At 60.8% G+C, this 20,191-nt stretch carries 24 protein-coding genes; 2 read left to right on the top strand and 22 right to left on the bottom strand.

Annotation, left to right across the window (positions count from 1 at the left end; genetic code table 11):
- Positions 1 to 2: 2 nt before the first annotated feature.
- The 6 genes from Clow_RS04300 to gdhA form a co-directional block, all read right to left on the bottom strand.
- A complete protein-coding gene (locus Clow_RS04300) occupies positions 3 to 431 on the bottom strand; it encodes a DUF4247 domain-containing protein (protein WP_055176836.1) in 429 nt (142 codons plus the stop codon).
- Positions 428 to 931: a DUF2617 family protein gene (locus tag Clow_RS04305; RefSeq protein ID WP_055176837.1), complete on the bottom strand. Its 504-nt coding sequence runs from the start codon at positions 929 to 931 to the stop codon at positions 428 to 430. Before Clow_RS04305 ends, Clow_RS04300 begins: the two co-directional genes overlap by 4 nt.
- Positions 928 to 1,539, bottom strand: a complete 612-nt coding sequence (locus Clow_RS04310) for a DUF4178 domain-containing protein (RefSeq protein ID WP_055176840.1) — start codon at positions 1,537 to 1,539, stop codon at positions 928 to 930. Before Clow_RS04310 ends, Clow_RS04305 begins: the two co-directional genes overlap by 4 nt.
- A gap of 96 nt (positions 1,540 to 1,635) precedes the next feature.
- Positions 1,636 to 3,057, bottom strand: coding sequence for a DUF6114 domain-containing protein (locus tag Clow_RS12035; RefSeq protein WP_055176844.1), 1,422 nt, complete (start codon positions 3,055 to 3,057; stop codon positions 1,636 to 1,638).
- The gene (locus tag Clow_RS04320) at positions 3,047 to 3,616 is read right to left on the bottom strand and encodes a DUF6230 family protein (protein ID WP_055176847.1); all 570 of its coding nucleotides are present in this window, start codon (positions 3,614 to 3,616) and stop codon (positions 3,047 to 3,049) included. The genes Clow_RS12035 and Clow_RS04320 overlap by 11 nt, the downstream gene beginning before the upstream one ends.
- A 223-nt stretch (positions 3,617 to 3,839) precedes the next feature.
- Positions 3,840 to 5,183: an NADP-specific glutamate dehydrogenase gene (gdhA, locus tag Clow_RS04325; protein ID WP_055176850.1), complete on the bottom strand. Its 1,344-nt coding sequence runs from the start codon at positions 5,181 to 5,183 to the stop codon at positions 3,840 to 3,842.
- Between the two features lie 140 nt (positions 5,184 to 5,323).
- Between gdhA and Clow_RS04330 the strand changes: the two genes are divergently transcribed.
- Positions 5,324 to 6,460: a glycerate kinase family protein gene (locus tag Clow_RS04330; RefSeq protein WP_370871893.1), complete on the top strand. Its 1,137-nt coding sequence runs from the start codon at positions 5,324 to 5,326 to the stop codon at positions 6,458 to 6,460.
- Here Clow_RS04330 and Clow_RS04335 read toward each other — a convergent pair.
- Positions 6,430 to 6,828 (bottom strand): hypothetical protein, encoded by a 399-nt coding sequence (locus tag Clow_RS04335; protein ID WP_055176856.1) that lies wholly within the window; start codon positions 6,826 to 6,828, stop codon positions 6,430 to 6,432. The genes Clow_RS04330 and Clow_RS04335 overlap by 31 nt on opposite strands.
- Positions 6,829 to 6,911: 83 nt before the next feature.
- Between Clow_RS04335 and Clow_RS04340 the strand changes: the two genes are divergently transcribed.
- A complete protein-coding gene (locus Clow_RS04340; protein ID WP_055176859.1) occupies positions 6,912 to 8,165 on the top strand; it encodes an amidohydrolase in 1,254 nt (417 codons plus the stop codon).
- A gap of 26 nt (positions 8,166 to 8,191) precedes the next feature.
- Here the strand turns inward: Clow_RS04340 and Clow_RS04345 are convergent, their stop codons facing one another.
- The 15 genes from Clow_RS04345 to hisH all read right to left on the bottom strand — a co-directional run bounded on the left by Clow_RS04345 (position 8,192) and on the right by hisH (position 20,154).
- Positions 8,192 to 8,746, bottom strand: coding sequence for a hypothetical protein (locus Clow_RS04345; protein WP_055176862.1), 555 nt, complete (start codon positions 8,744 to 8,746; stop codon positions 8,192 to 8,194).
- Positions 8,747 to 8,772: 26 nt separating this feature from the next.
- The gene (locus Clow_RS04350; protein WP_055176864.1) at positions 8,773 to 9,519 is read right to left on the bottom strand and encodes a hypothetical protein; all 747 of its coding nucleotides are present in this window, start codon (positions 9,517 to 9,519) and stop codon (positions 8,773 to 8,775) included.
- A gap of 10 nt (positions 9,520 to 9,529) precedes the next feature.
- A complete protein-coding gene (locus tag Clow_RS04355; protein WP_055176867.1) occupies positions 9,530 to 9,856 on the bottom strand; it encodes a TNT domain-containing protein in 327 nt (108 codons plus the stop codon).
- Positions 9,857 to 9,877: 21 nt separating this feature from the next.
- Positions 9,878 to 10,612, bottom strand: coding sequence for a hypothetical protein (locus Clow_RS11695; protein ID WP_156334629.1), 735 nt, complete (start codon positions 10,610 to 10,612; stop codon positions 9,878 to 9,880).
- Entirely contained in the window at positions 10,609 to 11,325 is a 717-nt protein-coding gene (locus tag Clow_RS11700) for a hypothetical protein (protein WP_156334631.1), read from the bottom strand. Before Clow_RS11700 ends, Clow_RS11695 begins: the two co-directional genes overlap by 4 nt.
- A gap of 186 nt (positions 11,326 to 11,511) precedes the next feature.
- Positions 11,512 to 12,447: an NAD(P)/FAD-dependent oxidoreductase gene (locus Clow_RS04360; protein WP_069724573.1), complete on the bottom strand. Its 936-nt coding sequence runs from the start codon at positions 12,445 to 12,447 to the stop codon at positions 11,512 to 11,514.
- Positions 12,448 to 12,505: 58 nt separating this feature from the next.
- Complete coding sequence (gene pyk, locus Clow_RS04365) at positions 12,506 to 13,954, bottom strand: pyruvate kinase (protein WP_055177554.1); 1,449 nt, start codon at positions 13,952 to 13,954, stop codon at positions 12,506 to 12,508.
- Positions 13,955 to 14,106: 152 nt separating this feature from the next.
- Positions 14,107 to 14,961: a prolipoprotein diacylglyceryl transferase gene (gene lgt / locus Clow_RS04370; RefSeq protein ID WP_055176873.1), complete on the bottom strand. Its 855-nt coding sequence runs from the start codon at positions 14,959 to 14,961 to the stop codon at positions 14,107 to 14,109.
- A gap of 75 nt (positions 14,962 to 15,036) precedes the next feature.
- On the bottom strand, positions 15,037 to 15,846 hold the full coding sequence (locus tag Clow_RS04375; protein ID WP_055176876.1) for an indole-3-glycerol phosphate synthase TrpC: 810 nt from the start codon (positions 15,844 to 15,846) through the stop codon (positions 15,037 to 15,039).
- Positions 15,847 to 15,987: 141 nt separating this feature from the next.
- Positions 15,988 to 16,689 carry a TIGR02234 family membrane protein gene (locus Clow_RS04380; protein WP_055176879.1) on the bottom strand — a complete coding sequence of 234 codons (702 nt, stop codon included), beginning with the start codon at positions 16,687 to 16,689 and terminating at the stop codon, positions 15,988 to 15,990.
- The gene (hisI, locus tag Clow_RS04385) at positions 16,686 to 17,048 is read right to left on the bottom strand and encodes a phosphoribosyl-AMP cyclohydrolase (protein ID WP_055176881.1); all 363 of its coding nucleotides are present in this window, start codon (positions 17,046 to 17,048) and stop codon (positions 16,686 to 16,688) included. Before hisI ends, Clow_RS04380 begins: the two co-directional genes overlap by 4 nt.
- A complete protein-coding gene (hisF, locus tag Clow_RS04390; protein WP_055176884.1) occupies positions 17,045 to 17,809 on the bottom strand; it encodes an imidazole glycerol phosphate synthase subunit HisF in 765 nt (254 codons plus the stop codon). The genes hisI and hisF overlap by 4 nt, the downstream gene beginning before the upstream one ends.
- Positions 17,810 to 17,812: 3 nt before the next feature.
- Positions 17,813 to 18,613: an inositol monophosphatase family protein gene (locus tag Clow_RS04395; RefSeq protein ID WP_055176887.1), complete on the bottom strand. Its 801-nt coding sequence runs from the start codon at positions 18,611 to 18,613 to the stop codon at positions 17,813 to 17,815.
- A gap of 90 nt (positions 18,614 to 18,703) precedes the next feature.
- On the bottom strand, positions 18,704 to 19,483 hold the full coding sequence (gene priA / locus Clow_RS04400; protein ID WP_055176889.1) for a bifunctional 1-(5-phosphoribosyl)-5-((5-phosphoribosylamino)methylideneamino)imidazole-4-carboxamide isomerase/phosphoribosylanthranilate isomerase PriA: 780 nt from the start codon (positions 19,481 to 19,483) through the stop codon (positions 18,704 to 18,706).
- Between the two features lie 35 nt (positions 19,484 to 19,518).
- A complete protein-coding gene (gene hisH, locus Clow_RS04405; RefSeq protein ID WP_211256926.1) occupies positions 19,519 to 20,154 on the bottom strand; it encodes an imidazole glycerol phosphate synthase subunit HisH in 636 nt (211 codons plus the stop codon).
- Positions 20,155 to 20,191: the final 37 nt, after the last annotated feature.

Consider the following 20,191-nt stretch of genomic DNA (forward strand, 5'->3'; position numbering starts at 1 on the left):
TTCTATTTCACCGAACCAGCACCGGAACCCGAACCCGAGGAGCCACCGGAGGAACTACTAGGAGAGGCGGGGCGGAAACCGGGGCCTAAGTAGATGAAGGAACCACCGTTAACGCGGTTCAAATCTTCCAGATTTATCCGGCACTCCTCCCCCTGCCCGGATATTTCCACCAGGTTATGCTCATAGCGCAGATACACCGAACCCGTGCTTTGATCCGTGGCCCGCGATTGGGCTGGTTTTATCTTCTGCTCTATTTCATCGGCAACCTCCTCCGGGGTGCCCTGACAGTAGAACGTATCCCCCGCAGCGCGCTCATAGTTCTTGGGTATCCCGGAGGCAACGGAGCTATCTTGGTTGCTCATAAATATAAAAGCCACCGCGGCTAAGAGCAGGCAGCACAGCGAGGCAAAGTAATAGGAAGAGGACTTCATAGCCGCACCTTGCTGCGCGTTCCCACGATGGTGCTCTGGCCGGGATAGCAGTGGCGGGTTTCCCATCGCACCCCGTGCTTGGTCCATTCGGCGCGCACAGCCGTGAGGTGATAGGGGCCTATGCCGGGAAATCGCACCACCAACCACGATTCCTGCGCCACCAGGGCAGCGGCGGCCTCGAAATCATCGTGCTGGAATATCCACGTGTGCAGGCTGTATCCCTCCCGCGTGTACGCCTCCGGCAGCGGGCGGATACCGCGCGGGGCCGTCGTGGAAATCTCCTCGCGCACTAGCAACGCCTCCGCCCCAGAAGCACGATTCGAGCCATGCAGGCTCACCACGTGGGAGGCTCCTAATACGGCCAGGTGCAGGCGGTATTCCCCACGGCTCAACCATTGTTCCGCAAGAAGATCCTGCGGCAGGGGGCCGTCGATACGCAAAGCTAAGTCCTCCGCGCGCACATCGGTGGGTTCCACCTGTGCCTCTAGCACCCCGGTCATGATCGGGGTGCGGGATAGACGGTGATTTCTCCCGGTGTGATGGCCTCCCCGAGCGACGTCTCCCAGGAGCCCTCCCCAAAGCGCTCTAACCCCAAAAGCCTCGATCCCGAAGCATCGGCGTAGTCATAGAACTCCACGCTTCCCGATTCCGGTAGCCCCGTGGTGCCCTCGCTGCTGAATTGAGCTATGCCGCTTTCCTGATATACGTAATCCACATCCGCCACGGTGTGCTGCTGATCCGGCTGCAAGGAAAGGTCCTCACGGGTATTCCACCAGGAGATTTTTAGTTGGCCCTCGTCAATCTCCACCGAGAGCCATTCGCTGCTCTTCCCGCCATCGAGCAGGTGCTCATGCCACACGTAGTACCCCTGGCGCACGGTGATCGTTCCGCGCACCACATAATCCACGCCGCCACGAGCCACGATCGCCCCCGGCCCCAGATTTTGGGGGCCAAAGGTGCGGTCATCCTGCGCCACGGTATCCGCGAAGGGATCGCGGCGCTCACCCACAGTGGAGCGCTGATTTTTCTCCGATCGCTTCCACCCCTGGTAAGCAAAGTACACCGCCAAAATAAGCAGGGCGATAATGATTATGAGCCATACATTCATAACTACTCCTGCTGCGTCGTAGACCACATGCTGCTGCCCCAGCCTAACGAAGGCTGGGGCAGCGCGCTCTTCCTATTTCAATCTCTAGCCTCAAGATCAAGGCGCGAGACTCATCGTCGGGGCGATAAAGTCATCGGAAGAAATAAAGTACGTATCCATCGTTCCATTGAGCATCACCATCTGGTCCGAGAGCACGTCCGGCACCCCCACGCCCAGGGTATGCAGGGCCGCCTTCAACTCCTCCGGCGGCATATCCGCGCTGAGCTTCAGGGGGATGGGAGAGGTAATGCCCGATACCTGCGGGGTGACCTCCAACTCGTGCACTACGATGTGGAAGTTACCGTTTAGCGTGGTAATCACGCCGGGGCCGGTGCGCTGCCAGATGGGCGGCACTCCCGAGGCATCGCCGGGGAAGTTCACCGAGAGGTTATCCAAAATGGCATGGTCGGCATCAATGCGGATTCCCTGGCGGGGGCCTTGAACCGTCTCGATGGTCACGTAGGAGAACTTCACGTTACCCACTAGCGAGGTCTTATCCGCCCGCACCGTGTAGCGGTTACCGCTGGGCGGAACCGTCCAATCGAGCGGAGCCGGGGCCGCGAGGTCAATGCCGGGGATCTCCGGCAGCGGGGTGTCCTTGATCTTATCCAGGAACTCTCCGTTGAGGATTTCCTCGCCGCGCTCCCGCAATTCCTCTGCACCGGGAATCTCCGGCAGCGGAGGCAGGCCGGGAATGGAGGGTAGGGCCGGGTTGTTATTCTCCGGGGCCTTATTCTCCCCATTATTTCCGCCGTTATTCTCCGGTGCGGCGGGGTTTTCTTCCTGCGGCAGGAAGGGAATCACGTCTTGGAGACGGGGAAGGCCGAGAAGCCCGGCTTCCGCGGCGGGAGGCTCCGCCACCGTGATTCCCAGGGCCGCGGCGGCGATGGCCGCTGTCACGCTGGTTCCGGCCGCCTGGCGGCGCTTCTTCTTCCGCTCCTTGGGCTCCTTTTCCGCCTCCGTCCAGGAAAGCGCCAACGCGCCACCCACCAGGGCCAGTAAGGTGCCCAGGCCGAAGCCGCCGAAATTGGAGGTGGGCAAGGCCACCACGCCCAGAATGAGCGAAACCACGCCGGTGAGAATGCGCCCCTCTCCTCTGAACCAGGTGAGGAAGCCGCACACGATGAGCAGCACACCAATGATGAGGGTGGATACCCCGGAGATGGTAGAAATTTGCACCTGGATATTGGAGATTTCAAAGGCCAGGTACGCCGGAGTCATAATCACCGCTCCGGCGAACATCATCACCAGACCGGCCCCAAAAGGACGCTGCTTGCGCCAGGAAGTAAAACGCTTGTTGTTCTTTTCGAGCTTTTCGGTGGCGCTTTTTTCCTCGGCGGGATCGGTTGCGGATTCTGCGGCATGAGCAGGCTGAAATCGAGAATCAACCTCCGCGGGTGCCTCGGAAGCCGAAGCCACAGGGCCGAGGTCACGAGTGACCTCGTTATCCCCTTCTGGCCCCTCGTGATTAGCAGACACCCTTATCCGCCTCCTCAATGGTGATCTTCGAGCCTGACGCCGTGAGTTTATCAGCGGACACGGAGGTGGCCCTGATCTTCTGCCCCTGCGCCATCAAGCCCTGAGCCACGATGGCGCTGGCACCCGGCTCGGCCTTATCGGAAAGCTGTTTAGCATCCACACCGATTTGGGGGTTCACCATCGTGAGGGCACCATCGAGCTCCTTAGCACCAATCACCAGGTTCGAGGCCGTGGTGCTGGGGCCACCAGCGATCATCTGGAACTTGCGCTCGCCCAGGCCCGGAACCTTGATGGGCATGGACATGCACAGGTCACTGATAGCGGCTTGTTCCAGCTTCAAGCGGGTCACGCCGGTTTGCCCATCGCGGATTTCCTCATTGTCCACGAAGAGGCTCATACCCTGAGCCTCCATGTCGCTCACCTGCATGGAGAAGATGGTGTTAGAAAGTGCCAGGTTTGCAGAAATACCTCCCTGCGCCATTGCCACACCCACACCCGCTGTTACCAGGGCGCTTCCAGCCATGATGGCGGTGAATCGAATCTTCCTGATGTGCCCCATGGAGGTCTCCTTACCTGGATTACATGCTGCTCACCTCAAAGTTTAGATAGCGTGAGGGGAGTCATAGGATAGTTTTCTTGCGCTATCAAAAAGGGATGGTATCACCTTCACCGCCACTGTGGGCAATTTTGAATAAAAAATCTTCCCTCCCCTCCCCCATATCACCCCCAAATAAAAAAGAACGGCCCGCATAACGCGGGCCGCTTCAATCTATTACCGCAGGTTAGATGATGCCCTGCGCCAGCATGGCGTCGGCCACCTTCTTAAAGCCGGCGATGTTGGCACCCACAACATAGTCACCCTCATGGCCGTACTCCTTAGCGGTGCGATCGGCCGCCTTGAAGATATTGGACATGATCTTGTGCAGACGTTCATCGGTGTACTCAAAGCTCCAGGAATCGCGGGAGGCGTTCTGCTGCATCTCCAGCGCGGAGGTAGCCACACCACCGGCATTAGCGGCCTTGCCGGGGGCAAAGTGCACGCCCTCCTTGCGGAATACCTCGATAGCCTCGGCAGTGGAGGGCATGTTCGCACCCTCTGCCACGTAGCGGCAACCATTGGAAGCCAGGGTGCGAGCATGATCGCCGTCCAGCTCGTTCTGCGTGGCGCACGGCAGGGCGACGTCGCAAGCCAGGTCCCACAGGCTGCCCTCGGTGTGATACACGGCTCCCTCGGCCTGCTCGATGTACTCGGAGACGCGGGCGCGGCGCACCTCCTTGATGTCCTTTAGCAGTTCCACATCCACGCCGTTGGGGGTTTCCACCCAGCCGGAGGAATCGGAGAAGGCGATCACGGTGGCGCCCAGTTCTTGGGCCTTTTCGATGGCGTAGATAGCCACGTTGCCGGAACCGGAAACAACGACCTTGGCGCCGTCGAGGTTTTCCCCGTGGGCCTTCATCATTTCCTCGGTGAGGTACACACAGCCGTAGCCGGTGGCCTCGGTGCGCACCAGGGAACCGCCCCAGGTCAGGCCCTTGCCGGTGAGCACGCCGGACTCGTGCTGGTTAGCCAGGCGGCGGTACTGACCAAAGAGGTAGCCGATCTCGCGACCACCCACGCCGATGTCACCGGCGGGCACGTCGCGGTACTCACCGATGTGGCGGTGCAGTTCCGTCATGAAGGACTGGCAGAAGCGCATGACCTCTCCGTCGCTCTTGCCCTTGGGGTCGAAGTCCGAGCCGCCCTTGCCGCCGCCGATGGGCAGGCCGGTGAGCGAGTTCTTGAAGATCTGCTCGAAGCCCAGGAACTTGATGATGCCCAGGTTCACCGAGGGATGGAAGCGCAGGCCACCCTTGTAGGGGCCGAGCGCGGAGTTGAACTGCACGCGGAAACCGCGATTGACCTGCACCACGCCCTGGTCATCCACCCACGGCACGCGGAAGATGAGCTGCCGCTCCGGCTCGCACAGGCGTTGAATCAGGCCGTAGTCCGCGTAATGGGGGTCCTTTTCCAGCACGATCTTGAGCGAGTCAAGCACCTCGGCCACGGCCTGATGGAACTCGGGCTCGCCGGCGTTGCGCTTGAGCAACATGTCGTAATAGCTGGATACCTGCTCTTCGATGGACACGGAGATTCCTTTCCTCTTGTGGCGCCACCCTGACCGGGCCGCGCCGTAGTTGCCTCAAAGACATTTCAATTAAAGCACAGGTATTGCCCTCGTGGGGCAACTTTCTTTCACCACCCCAGCATTTCCCATGCTCAGGGCACATAAGTAACATTGGTCGCGTGACCGAAAATACGAGCCCCACCATCGTCATCGCCCCCGATTCCTACAAGGGTCGCGCCAGCGCCTCCGACGCCGCACGCTACCTCGGGGAGGGGGTGCGCAAGGTCCTCCCCCACGCCGAGATCGTCCTGGCCCCGATGGCCGACGGTGGGGAGGGCACGGCGGCGTCGTTTAGCGGACGCACCATCACCTTGCCCACTACCGACGCCGCCGGGCGTCTCACCGAGGCCAGCTACCTCTACGACGAGGCCACGGCCACCGCCTATATCGACGTCGCGGCCGCTTCCGGGCTGCCCGCCGTGGCCACGAGCCCGGTGCCGCTGACCGGCGATACCTACGGCACCGGGGTGCTCATCGCGGACGCGCAGACGCGAGGTGCCCGCTGCATCACCCTGGCGCTCGGCGGCACCGCCACCATCGACGGCGGCACGGGAATCCTCGTGGCCCTGGGCGCCACCCCACTCAACCCGCGCGGCTACGCCGTGCCCAAGGGCGGCGGCTACCTCTCCGCCATCGCCGATATAGATACAGCCCAGCTCAATATCCCCGCCGCCGCCAGCGAGTGGGTGCTGCTGTGCGACGTCCACTCCCCCGCCACTGGCCCCAAGGGCGCGGCGGCCACCTTCGGACCGCAAAAGGGAGCCGAGCCCGAGGACATTGCCATTCTCGACGCCGGATTGAGCCACCTTTGCGAACTCCTCGACGTCGATCCCAGCACCCCCGGCATGGGGGCCGCCGGAGGGCTGGGCATCGGGCTGACCTGGCTTTCGCGCATCCTCCACGGGGATGATTCCCATATCCGCCTCCTGCCGGGCGCTCCCGTGGTGGCAGCCTCGCTAGGATTAGACGCGCTGATAGAACGCGCCGACCTCGTGATTACCGGCGAGGGCCGCCTCGACGAGCAGTCCACCCAGGGCAAGGTGGTAGGCACCGTGCTCGACCTCGCCCATCCCCATCGCACCCCCGTGGCGGTGGCCACGGGCTCCGTGCACGGCGAAGCACCCGCCGGGGCACGGGTCACCCTGCTCATCGACACCCCGGACGATCGGGCGCAGCTTATCGACGCCGGGCGTCGCATAGCGCAGGACTACCTGCGCACCTCCACCGTCCAGGGGTAGTGCGCGGGCTGCTCGTGGGCGGCCTCGTTTTCCAACAGCACCGGATCATGCGGCAGATCGGCCTGCGGGGTGAGAATCCGCGAAAGGCTCATGGTGAGTTCATTCACTGAGCCCGCCACTCCCTCCACGCTGAGGGTATAGCGACGCACCCGAGCCTGCTCTAGGGTTTTCCCCTCGTGCTCCCGCTCGAAGATCTCGCTCAACTGCTCCGTCACCCCGGCGGCCATGGCAGGTTCGGGGTCATAGTCCAACGCAATCTCGCGCACCCGGCCTGCCTCCTGCAACCGTTGCCCCGCCTTGTTGAAAGCCCCGCGGAGTTCCTCGGCGCGGGCGTCGGGAATCAACACATCAAACTGAATCTGTGGCATGAGGCAAGCCTAACTAGAAAAGCACGGGAATGGTTCTATGATGGTGGCAACCCACATTTTTTCATAGGAGTGAAACGTCACCGATGGGCACCATTGCTCAGTTGTTGCAATCCAATTCCGCCGATCTTTCCTTCCAGCGCGCCTTCTACGAGGATCTTCACGAGCACCCGGAACTCTCCGGGCTAGAGCGCGCCACCGCGCACCGCATCGAAACCATGCTGGAACGCTTTAACTGCGAGGTCATCACCCAGATCGGCGGGTTCGGCATCATCGCCATCTTCCGCAACGGCGAAGGCCCCACCGCACTCATGCGCGCGGACTTCGACGCCCTGCCCGTCAAGGAAGAAACCGACGTCCCCTACGCCTCCACCCGCGTCCAGGCCCGCCCCGACGGCTCCACCACCCCCGTCATGCACGCCTGCGGGCACGACATGCACACCACCGCACTCATGGGCGTGTGCGCGCTTCTCGACGCCACCCGCGAGCACTGGAACGGCACCTTCGTGGCCCTCTTCCAGCCCGCCGAGGAAACCGGCACCGGCGCCGACGCAATGGTGGCCGATGGACTCGCCCGCCACATACCCAAGCCCGACGTGTGCTTTGCCCAGCACGTCATGCCCGGCCGTGCCGGCGAGGTACAGACCATGCCCGGCGCCCAACTGGCCGCCACCAACTCCATCCGCATTACTGTGACCGGGCGCAGCGCCCACGGCTCCATGCCCCACCGCTCCATCGACGCCTCCTACCTGGCCGCCATGATCGTGGTACGCCTCCAGGGCATCGTGGGCCGCGAGGTGGACCCCAACGAGTTCGCCGTGGTAACCGTGGGCTCCCTGCGGGCCGGAAATACCAATAACATCATTCCCAATACCGCCGAGATCGTGCTGAACTGCCGCTTCTATAGCGAGGACGTCAAACGCCACGTGCTGCGCGCCATTCGGCGCGTGGTGACCGCCGAGTGTGAGGCCTCTGGTTCGCCCCAACCTCCGCAATTCGAGTTCTTCTCCCACGGGGAACTCACCGATAACTCCCCCGCCGTATTTGAGCGGGTGCGCCCGATTTTCGATGACGTATTTGGCCCCGATTCCGTAGACTCCACCCGATCCACCGTTTCCGAGGACTTCTCCCACGTGCCCCGCGCCCTGGGCGTACCCTACCTCTTCTGGCTGGTGGGCTGCACCCCGCGGGAGATGTGGGATAAGGCCGTGGCCAATAACAGCGTGGGCGAGGACGTTCCGGTGAACCACATGTCCACCTTCCTGCCCGATTACGAACCCACCGTGCAGGCCGCCACTCGCGCGGGAGCGGCGGCGGTGCTGAGTTATTTGAAGGGGTGAGGGCTGCTTCTTTTTGGTTCCGCCTTTCACCTCCCCGCCCGGCGGTCCCACTTCCGCCGCCGATTACGGCCATCAATGAGCTGTACTTCGGTGCGAAAATACGGTTCAAACCCTCCGTAGCCTATATTCTTTGCCAGATCGCCAATCCCCGCCTCATGCACGTCCACACAAAGTCTGGCCCATTTCTCGTTAATGAAGCGCGTGGCGGCGGGCCACCTCTTTCTCAAATAACAAAGACGCTCTGCCCTTATTAACCACACACAAAACACCACGCGCATGCACAGAACGTGGTAGCTCAAGTCCATCCAATCATCGAGCCTCTCTTGCGCTTCAAGCATGGTAAGAAAGAAGAGAAAGAACCACACCATAAATAGGGTAACAGTAACAAAAAACCAAGCAAGAAACAGGCCCGGAACGAGAAGAAACAGTAAATAAAACAAGAAGGCTGCGACAGGACACAGAGAGACATAGCCTCGAAACTCCATCGCTCTACGTAATGTGCGACCGGTCTTACCTAACCTGATACAAACCATCAGCACTATGCAGAGCAGAAAAGGAGAGAAGAAGAATAACGCCAGCACGATTTACCTAGAATATCCCACTATCCTTATTCCGATAAACCTGCCCGGAATAGCCTATCTATATAATCTTCCACGTCCACTCCCAGCGCCCAGGTTAAATCAGTTAAGGAATCTACATTATCCCTATACCACTGGCCGGGCTGCTTATCAGAGGTAAATATATAACCTGCCCCTAGCTCAAAATCAGAAGTGGATGCAGAACGATCCGGCAAACCATTCCGGCGGCGCCAAGCATCCTCCCCTTTCGTCTTTTTAAAACCCCAACGCGATCCCTCGTTCGCATCCTCTTGCACATCGAGATTAAATACCGAACAGCCCGGAGCCACCTCACCCCGGAAGAACGAGACGCGACCCTGCTTTCTCCAATCCGAGGACAGCAGGAAATGCCCTATCACGCACCACCACATCACCTGCTTCCATGCCACGTCAAAGCAGCCAGCCTGGTCAATCCCCCCAGAAATCTCCTTATTCCTATCCCCCAAGACACGAGCAACCCAACCTGCGGGATAACGTTTCCGGCGGCGTACACCCACGTAACCGGCGCTAATCTCCAACGGAGAATCTTCGCCATACATCACATAAGTATCCCCAAGCCAAAGTCCTCGATTAATCTCCTCACCAAAGTAGTGCTGCACACATTCCTCATAGCGCTGCACGCCACGCACGGCCACAGACCAATCCTCAGACTGCAAAGGAGCAATCTGAATATAGCCAGGCACCTCGGTGGCATGCTGCTCAGCCCACTTCATTGAACCGTAATCCATTACCTGCACAGCTATCTCCTTACTCCACGATCTCTACAAGGCCCTTGGTGAGCAGTTCTTGAACAGAGACGAACTCATCACCAACTTTCCTGCCACCTTCAAACATTGGCTTTTGGAAAAGATATATCGTAGCGCCACCAGGTTGCTCGAAAGCCGGAGCGGCCAATCCACTCCGAACGTTCATCCCTTCCGGCAGAGGAACATCCGTGCGCGCAAGTTTGACATATGGATAAAGCCTTATCCACGGTGGCAACGACCGCATGGGGAAACTATCAGTGTCATTCCACATATAATTTCCGTTGAGGCTACCCAGCCTATCTATAATTTTCTTTTCCGCGTTAGACATAATCAGAAATACCCTTCAACATCACTTCATACCTTCCTCAAATAGAAGATCTACCCAATCCTCAATTTCAAGGCCAAAACTCCAAGATATGTCCGACTGTCCAGAATTGACTGTATGATACCAAAAATCATCATTATCTTTACTATAAAGTATGCACCCCACCCCCATCATCGATTTTCCTTCATGAATATTTTTATAACTAACATTTGACCGATTTAATATTGACCCCCAATAGTCAAGAGCCTCTCCATGTAGTTCATTAACGGGAAACCCATCCCTCCCAATTTCAATCAATCCTACTGCATCGGGAATCTTCCCCTCAAAAAATTTCACTCTTCCAACTTTTCTCCAAGAATCACAACGCCAAAAGAAATCGGTAGCCAAACTTCTAAGGACAGCTTTCCAGACAAGATCAAATGACCCAAAATTACTCAGACCTCTACCTTCTTCTCCCCTGTCAGAAAGACCACTCTTAATCCATGCACGATAGAAATTTCCCCGACGCCGAACTCCCACATAATCTCCCGCTAGTCTGTGTGGGCTATTTTCTCCATACATGAGGTACTTATCCCCTAGCCACAGTCCACGATTTTCATATTTTCCAAAATAATGCCATGCACACTCCTCATACCGCCGAATACCTCTGACAGCGATCGACCAGTCCTCGTCTGAAAGTGGAGAAATCTGGAGAAAATCATCACCATTGTTCTTAACATCTTCCGCAAGAGGCAGCGCCCCGTATGGCATGATTCTCATAATTCCATACCTTTCATAAATAAAATATCTACCCACTCTTCAATATCCATACCTAAGCTCCACGATAAGTCCATTTGCCTTTCAAACACATCCTTATACCAATAAGATCTATCCGCTTTTAGAAAATGCACATACCCTTCTCCGGTAAATGGATAGTCCTCTCCCATTTTCCAATCTGGATCAATTTCCTTGTTCCACCAAATAGCATCATAATTTAGACTTTCATCCCCTTTTCCGACAAGGATAGAATCTACCTGACCACTACGTTCATCTTTAAAAAATGAGACTCGGCCACTAGAACGCCAGGCGTCAGTCCTAAAAAATAGTTCCCAAACAAATGATCGCATTATATAAGCCCAGGCAATCCCGAAAGAACTAGCCTGAGTTAAAAAAGAACCAGCTTCTTTATCTCTATCAGTTAATGATACATCCCTCCACCCCGAAGGTTTTATATTCCACCTACGAACACCTCTATACATACCCCCTACCTCAAAAGAGTCCTGGGTTCCATACATTATATATTTATCCCCAAGCCAGAGACCAAGATCTATATCTACTCCGAAAAAATATTTAGCACACTCCTCATAGCGCTGAGCACCCCTGACAGCAATCGCCCAATCATTATCATTCAATGGAGCTACTGAGAGTAGTCTTTCATTCGTTTTACTGTTCTTTTCTGCACGTAAAAGAGAACCATAGGGCATAATTTTCATAACGGCTCCGCAAAGATTTTGAAACGAAAACCATCGGACCGAAACAGCTCGTCCGACTAGAAACGTACCCCTCCATTCTCTAGGAAAAATATAAGGTACTCAATACCGAAATATATGACATATATCATACCCAAAACCACTCCCGAACCCCCTCGCCCCGCTACAATCCCCCGCCCCCGAGCCCCTCTACCCTTCCAAGTCCTCCTCCACCAGGCTCATATTGATAACCGCAGCCGCCTGCGAACCCGCCGCAGCCGCCACTGGCACCGTCGCCCCAGGGTTGCTCACATTCCCCGCCGCCCAAACCTTCGGGTGCGAGGTAGCCCCGGCGTGGTCCACGTCCAGCACCACACCCATCGGGGTTTCCTTGGTGGCCAGGTTCAGTTCCTCGGCAAAGCCGATATTCAGCCGCAGCGTAGAGCCCAGGAATACCGCATCCACGGGATATTCCCCTTCCTGAGTGCGCACTCCGGCCAGGCGTTCATTTTCGCTTTTCAGTGAAATAACAGGCGATTCCACAATGCGCACCCCATTCGCCCGCAGCCTCTCCATTCCCGCCAATTCCACGCCTTGAGTAAATACGGTCAGCTTCTTAGTCCACTGGGTGAGCAGCGTGGCCTGGTGTGCGCTCATGGGCGAGGTGGCAATTACCCCGAGGCGTTGGTTGGCTACCTCGTAGCCGTGGCAGTAAGGACAGTGCAGCACACTCTTGCCCCAGAAGCGCTCAACTCCGGGTATGGCGGGGAGGTCATCGCTGGCCCCGGTAGCCAGCAGCACACGGCGAGCACGGAGCACCCGCGCACCAGCCCGCCCATCAGCCGAACCCTCACCAGCGACGTCGATAGTTACTTCCAGCCCCGTGCCTTCCTCCCGCAATCGAGTGACGGTACCAGAAAGGAACTCCACCCCGTAGGCCTGTGCCTCGGCGCGACCTGCGGCCACGAACTCAGCCGGGGGTTTGCCGTCAAAGCCCACGGTATTGTGCATGTGGGCAGCGAAGCGGTTGCGGGGTGTTCCCGCGTCCACCACGAGGGTGCGGCGCAGGCAGCGCCCGGCGGTGAGCGCTGCTGCTACTCCGGCTGCGGAGCCACCGATGATGATAAGGTCCCATTCTTGATTCATGGGCACCATCATAATGAAAAAGGCTCCCACTAAGAGTGGGAGCCGGAAAGCGGGGCGCTTAAACGTCGCCGCGGGCGGACTGCGATTCCGCCTTGCTGAAACTATCGCCCAGCAGGTGCACGTGAATCATGTTGGTGTTGCCCTGGATTCCCGGAGGCGTACCGGCCACGACCACCACCATGTCATCACGGGAGTACTCCTTCATCTCCAAGAGCTCGGAGTTCACCTCTTCCATCATGCGGTCCGTGGAGTCCACGTTATCCACCAGGAAGGTGCGCACGCCCCAGGTGAGCGCCAGCTGGGAACGCACGGACTCATTGGGGGTGAATACCAGCAGCGGGAGGTGGGAGTGCAGGCGCGCCACGCGGCGGGCGGTATCACCGGAGGTGGTGAAGGCCACCAGGGCCTTGGCGTTAAGGCGCTCGGCAATAATGCGGGCGGAGTAAGAAATCACGCCGCGCTTGGTGCGCGGAATGTGTGCCAACGGGGGCACGATGCCATCGGATTCCGCCTGACGCACGATGCGGGCCATCGTGCGCACCACGTTGTGTGGGTCCACACCCACGGAGGTCTCGCCTGAGAGCATGACGGCATCGGCGCCGTCGAGCACAGCATTGGCGACGTCGGAAGCCTCGGCGCGGGTGGGTCGCGAGTTCTGAATCATGGAGTCCAGCATTTGGGTAGCCACGATTACCGGCTTGGCATTCTCGCGGGCGATCTGCACGGCGCGCTTCTGGAAGAGCGGCACCTGCTCCAGGGGAACCTCCACGCCGAGGTCACCGCGGGCGATCATAATGCCGTCAAAGGCCAGGACGATGGATTCGAGGGCGTCCACGGCCTCCGGCTTTTCCAGCTTGGCGATGACGGGCACGCGGCGACCCACCTCGTCCATGACGGCGTGAACCAGGTCCACGTCACCGGGGGAACGCACGAAGGACAAGGCGATGAGGTCCACGCCCAGTTCCAGGGCAAAGCGCAGGTCGCGGATGTCCTTCTCGGAAAGGGCGGGCACGGAAACGTCCATGCCCGGCAGGGATACGCCCTTGTGGTCGGAGACGGGGCCGCCCTCGGTGACCTTACACACCACGTCGTTGCCGTCTACTTCCAGGCACACCAAGCCCACCTTGCCGTCGTCCACCAGGAGGCGGTCGCCCGGCTTGGCGTCGTTAGCCAGGCCCTTGTAGGTGGTGGACACGCGATCGTGCGTCCCCTCCACATCGTCGGTGGTAATGCGGATAATCTCGCCGTTCTCCCACCGGGTAGAACCCTCAGCGAAGGTACCCAGGCGAATCTTGGGGCCCTGAAGATCGGCCAGGATCCCCACGGCCTTGCCGGTCTGCTTGGCAGCCTGGCGCACCCAGGCATAGTTCTGGGCATGATCCTCGTGCGAACCGTGCGAGAAGTTCATGCGGGCAACGTTCATGCCGTCATTGACCAGGTCCAAAATGGCGGTCTCGCTCGCCACGGCCGGGCCGAGAGTACATACAATCTTTGTTCTTCTATCCACGTATTCCACCCTACTGCTAATCGCTTCCGATCTCCACGGATTCATGCCCGAACGTGCCCACTAATGTGGGATTATCCGAGGCATCTTCCTTAAGCCAATGTACCCGCGCGGCCGCCTGCGTGCCGGGCGAGCCGCCCCCGCTATCGACGCCCCTACTCGCGCTCCACCGGCTGCCCGGCGCGGCGTCGCAAAGCAAAGAACACCGCCACCGCCCCGGCGAATACCACCGTGGACACGATGGTGTTGATGCGCAGCCCCATGACCATCGTGGCGGGATCATCGCGCAGCAGCTCCACCCAGAAACGCCCCAGGGTGTAGCCCGCCACGTACAGGGTAAAAAGCTGCCCGTCGCGCAGGCGGAAGCGGCGATCAATCCACAGCAACAGGGCAAAGACCAGCAGGTTCCACAGCATCTCGTAGAGGAAAGTGGGGTGCACCGAGGTCAGCACCTCCCCCGTAGAAGTGCCCGTGACCGGGGCATAACGGCCGTTTTCATCCACGCGGCGGTAAATATCCAGTGCCCAGGGCACCTCCGTGGGCCGCCCGTAAAGCTCCTGATTAAACCAGTTGCCCAGGCGGCCGATGGCCTGGGCCAGAATCACGCCGGGGGCCACGGCATCGGCAAAGGGCCCCAGAGCCACCTTCTTGTGACGCAGATACGCCCACACCGCCAGGCCGCCCAGGGCCACCGCCCCCCAAATGCCCAGGCCACCATTGGTAATTTTAAGAGCATCCCAGGGGTTGGCCCCCTCACCGAAGTACTTGGGCCAATCGGTGAGCACGTGATAGAGCCGCCCGCCGACGATCCCCGCGGGGATAGCGATAATCGCCACGTCCCACACCACATTGGGATCACCCCCGCGCGCCGCATAACGGCGGGAGGTGAGCCACAGCGCCACGACAATGCCCGCGATAATGCACAGCGCATAGGCGCGGATGGGCACCGGGCCGAGGTACCACACCCCCTGCGAGGGGGAAGGGATATTGGCTAAGTAATCAACACGCACGCCTATCAGTGTGCCCTATTCCCCACCACCGCGTTAAACACCGCTGCGTTAAAAATGCGCGGCGCTCAAACGGCGCTAAAAATCACCCGCGCCCTTGCGCCCCGCGCAGGCCGGGTGTTGGCCCGCCGCCGTGAGCGCGCGCAGGCTATCGCGCGAATCCTGGGCCTGGCGCACCGCGCGCCCCACCACCACGGCATCTGCCCCATTGGCGGCATAGGCGAGCAGGTCCCCAGGGGATTCCACCCCGGAAAGCCCCACGCACACCACAGATTCCGGCATACCCGCGGCGATCTCGGCAAAGAGTTCCGCATTAGTCACCCCCGTGGCGCGGTCACGGGTATTGATACCCAACACTCGCAGCCCGGAATCCAGGGCCCGCTCCGCCTCTGCGGGGGTGCGCACCTCCGCCAGGGCGGTCATACCCAGGCCTTCTACTCTGTCCGCCAGGGCCACAAAGCGGTATTCATCGAGGTAACTCAATTGCAGGGGGATGAGATCGGCACCAAAAAGACGCGCCTCATGGATTTGGTAGGGGTCAAAGAACAATCCCCGCGCCATCACCGGAACGCTCACTGCGGCGCGCACCCGGCCCATCGCGGAAAGAGCCCCCAAAAAACACTGGGGCTCGGCATGGCAGGCGATGAGGTGGGCGCCTTCCTCTTCAAAGGCGCGGGCGCACTCCTCCACCTCTGTTTCCCGCACAAGCCCCTTGATCTCTGGGATCACCCCGCAGCCGCTGCGCAGCAGGGCCGCTAAGGCGTCTCGGGCGGGGGTGGCGGCGCGGGAACGAGCCTTAACTTCGGTGAAGGGGAGGCGGGCCTCACGCAAGGCAAGATGGTGGCGGGCGAGAGCGGGAATAGGATCAATCGCCGTTGAGAGCGCCATGCTCGCCTCCTTCAATAGGCCCGAACGTGACTCAAACCACCTACTAGATTCTCTTCCAAAGCCTAATCCCTGTGGGGTTCAGAGAAAAATCATCAAGTACAAAGGCGCTTTCCAACCCCGCCTCTCTCGCAGGCAGAGGGGCTAGCGACGCCCCTCGTCCTCCGCGGCACCTCGGGTATCCGTGGTGTCCGCGGTATCCGTCGGGTCAATATCGGCATCCAGGGCGTCCCACAGCACCCGGCCGGAATCGGGGGCGTCATGAAGATCGGCGCGCAAACGCTGCTCCCGGCTCTCCTTGCGCTCGTAGCGATTCATCGTGGCGGTATCCTCCCCAGGGCGCAGCGCCAGCACCACTCCACCCAACACAGCCAGGGCCGCGCCCACAATACTGAGCACCGGACCCGCGTACTGCACGGTAGCCGTAGAAATCTCCGCCCACTGCGAAAGGCTCACCGCTCCCTCTTGGGTACCCATCGCGGTGCTGCCGCCGGTGGTATCGGCCCCGGCGCTCAGCAGGCTGTGCACGCGCTGGGTATCGGCACCCTGCATAAGAATCTGGGTGGGAATCCAGGCCAGCCCCGCGCCCGCCAGCGCGCAGACGATGCCCACGACGCGGCGCCCGGTGCGTCGCAAAGCCAAACCCGCCACGCATCCCGCCGCCAGCAGCAAGGCCACGGCCACGAGCTCCGTGGACCAGGTGGAACCGGAGACGGAAGCCGTGGTGGAGCCAGATTTATCGTCGAAGGCCTCCACCGCTATCCAGGTCATGCGCGAGGACGCCCATTGCAGGGCCGCCGCCACCGCCAAACCAAGGGCCGCTATACGCCCCACCCTGCGATTCATGCTCGCTCCTGCACAAGCACATCGGCGTCAAAGCAGGTGCGATCCCCCGTGTGGCAGGCCGCGCCCTCCTGTTCTACGACCAGCAGCACAGTATCGCCATCGCAATCCAGGCGTACCTCCCGCACCCGCTGGGTATGCCCGGAGGTGGCTCCCTTCACCCAGTATTCACCCCGCGAGCGCGACCAATAGGTGCCCTGCCGGGTAGCCAGCGTATGAGCCAGCGCAGTAGCATCCATCCAGGCGAGCATGAGCACCGCACCGCTGTGGGCGTCCTGCGCGATGGCGGGCACCAAGCCCTGATCGTTAAAGCGCACCCGCTGAGCAATCTGCGGATCGAGCACGTAATCTTCTACGTTCATCGCCGCACCTCCGCGCCCGCTCCGGCAAGGGCCTCCTTGACCTCCGGAATGGAGGTCACCCCAAAATGGAAGATGGAAGCCGCCAGAAGGGCATCGGCCCCCGCCTCCACGGCCGGGGGAAAATCGGCGGCCTTGCCCGCCCCGCCCGAGGCAATCACCGGAATACTCACCGCCGCGCGCACCAGGCGAATCAGCTCCAGATCAAAGCCATCGCGGGTGCCATCAGCATCCATCGAGTTCAGCAGAATCTCCCCCACGCCCAATTCCTGGGCTTTGCGCGCCCATTCCACCGCGTCCACCCCCGCGGAGCGACGCCCCCCGTGCGTGGTCACCTCGAAGCCGGAGGGCTGCTCCGCGCTGCGGCGCGCATCCACGGAAAGCACGATGCACTGGGCGCCGAACTGTTCGGAGAGTTCGCGCAGCAACTCCGGGCGGGCCAACGCGGCGGTATTCACCGAGACCTTATCCGCCCCGGCGCGCAGGAGGGCGCGCACGTCCTCCGCGCTGCGCACCCCGCCGCCCACGGTGAGCGGAATAAAAAGCGTATCGGCGGTGCGGCGCACCACCTCAATCATGGTGCTGCGCCCGGAGGAGGAGGCGCTGACGTCGAGGAAGGTCACCTCATCGGCCCCCTCGCGCCCGTAACGGGCGGCCAGCTCCACGGGGTCGCCGGCATCCCTGAGATCACTGAAATTGATCCCCTTGACCACCCGGCCTTCGTCTACGTCCAGGCAGGGAATCACCCGTACCGCCAGCGCCATCGGTTACCTTTCCGCCGTTGAGGATTCCAACGTTCTCATCGTACCCACCAAGAGAGCGTGGGTGTCAGCCTCGCCCACCACCACGCCGGGGGAAGAGGGAACCCAGGGGCCGCCCTCGGGATCGGTGACCACGCCCCCGGCCTCGCGCACCAGCAGCGCCCCGGCCGCATTATCCCAGGTATGAGGGGAAAAGGATACGGCCCCGGCGAAGATACCCTGGGCGGCAAAGGCGAGGTCCACCCCCACCGAGCCGGTGACCCTGGGGCGCAGGTGCGTTTGGGAAAGCGCAGCCAGGAGATCGTGGCGGGTGGGGGTGGAATACACGCATTGGCTTTGGGAGGACAACGAGGAGAAACCCACCTGAGCAATGGAGGTATCCCTGGTGAGCAGCGGCGGGTGCTCGCGGCCATTGACCCGCAGGCCACCGCCGGCTACCGCGCTGAGGCGGCGCTCTAACAGCGGCAGGGAGCACAGGGCGAGCACGGGTTGTTCCTCCACCAGCAGGCTGAGCAAGATGGCGCACAGGGGGTTACCCACGGCGTAGTTGGCGGTGCCGTCGATGGGATCAATCACCCACACGGGCTCCTTACCCAGGTGCCCGCCCCGTTCCTCCCCATAAACGGGTATTCTGGTGAACTGCGTGAGCGTGGTGCGCAGATATTCCTCGATGCTCAGGTCCACCTCGGTGACGTACTCGCCGGGGGCCTTCTCGTAGCGCTCCATCGTTCCCACGCCGCGCAGGAACATGGCCTCGGCCTCGTCCATCACCGCCTGGGCTACGGCCAATAATTCCTGGGTATCCATCTGCCTATCCTTCGCTTCGGCTGAGCTATGCGCTTGGGTTACCTGTGTCCTTGGGCTTACCTCTGCCCGTGGCTGACCTGTGCTCGCAATCTATCCGCGCGGTGCGGTGGCGCTGTGGTCACGGCCACCGCCGGCCACCGCGTCCAGAGCCGCCAGGGCCTCGCTCAGGCTAAAGGCCCCCTCGTACAGGGCCTTGCCCACGATCGCGGAATCAATGCCCTCGCCACTCACCGCCGCCAGCGCCTTAATATCCTCAATGCTGGCGACACCGCCCGAGGCCGTCACGGTGGCGTCGGTAGCGGCGGAAACCCCGCGCAGCAAATCCACATTCGGCCCGCTCAGCGTGCCGTCACGGGAAACGTCGGTGACCACGAGGCGCTGGCAACCCGCGGCGTCGAAGCGTTCCAGAATCTCCCAGAGATCCCCGGCGTCGGCAGCCCAGCCTCGGGTCTTGGCGCGCCACTCCCCATCAATTTCCTGGGCGGCGAGGTCAATGGCGATCTTCTCCCCGTGCCGTGCAAGCACCCCGGCAATCCACTCGGGGTTTTCTATGGCGGCGGTGCCGATATTAATGCGGGAGGCCCCCGTGGCCAGGGCGCGTTCTAGGGAGGCGTCGTCGCGGATTCCCCCGGCGAGGTCCACGTGCACGTCCAGGGTGCCCGCGATCTGCGCCAGCACCTCGTGGTTGCTGCCGCGCCCAAAGGCGGCGTCAATATCCACCAGGTGAATCCACTGGGCACCCTGCTCCTGCCAGGCCAGGGCGGCGTCAAAGGGGCTGCCGTAGGATTTCTCCGTACCAGCCTCCCCTTGGTGCAAGCGCACCGCCTTACCTTCGGAAATGTCTACTGCGGGCAGGAGTGTGAGGCTCATAGGCACACATTCTAACCCCGGTGCGGGGCGAAAAGTTATAACTGCTGTACCCAGTTATAGAGCAGCCTCAAACCCGCCTCCCCGGATTTTTCCGGGTGGAACTGCGTGGCCCACAGCGGGCCGTTTTCCACCGCCGCCACAAAGCGATCCCCGCCGTATTCCGCCCAGGTCACCGCGGGAGCCTCGGTGAGATCATCACCCTCAAACTCCCAGGTGCGCACCCCAAAGGAGTGCACAAAGTAAAAGCGCTCCTCCGCCCCAATGCCCTCAAACATCGCAGAACCCGCCGGGGTCTCCACCGTATTCCAGCCCACGTGAGGCAGCACCGGGGAATGGAGCTTTTCCACCGTGCCGGGCCACTGCCCACAGCCCGGCGTATCCACTCCGTGTTCCAGGCCACGTTCAAAAAGCACCTGGTGGCCCACGCAGATTCCTAAGACAGGTCGCCCCCCGGCCAGGCGCTGCCCGATAATCCGCGGGCCATAGATGGAGTTCAGCCCCTCCATGCAATAGGAAAATGCCCCCACCCCCGGTACCACGAGCCCATCAGCCTGCGTGGCCTCCTCGGCGTCGGAGGTCACGCTCACCTGCGCTCCCACGTGTTCCAGGGCGCGCTGCGCCGAACGCAGGTTACCGGCACCATAATCCAAAAGAACCACCTGAGCAGACATGCCGCTCATTCTAGCCTGCCGCCCTGCCGCTCAGGGT

The sequence above is a fragment of the Corynebacterium lowii genome (genome assembly GCF_001412085.1).
Classification (GTDB): Bacteria; Actinomycetota; Actinomycetes; order Mycobacteriales; family Mycobacteriaceae; genus Corynebacterium; species Corynebacterium lowii.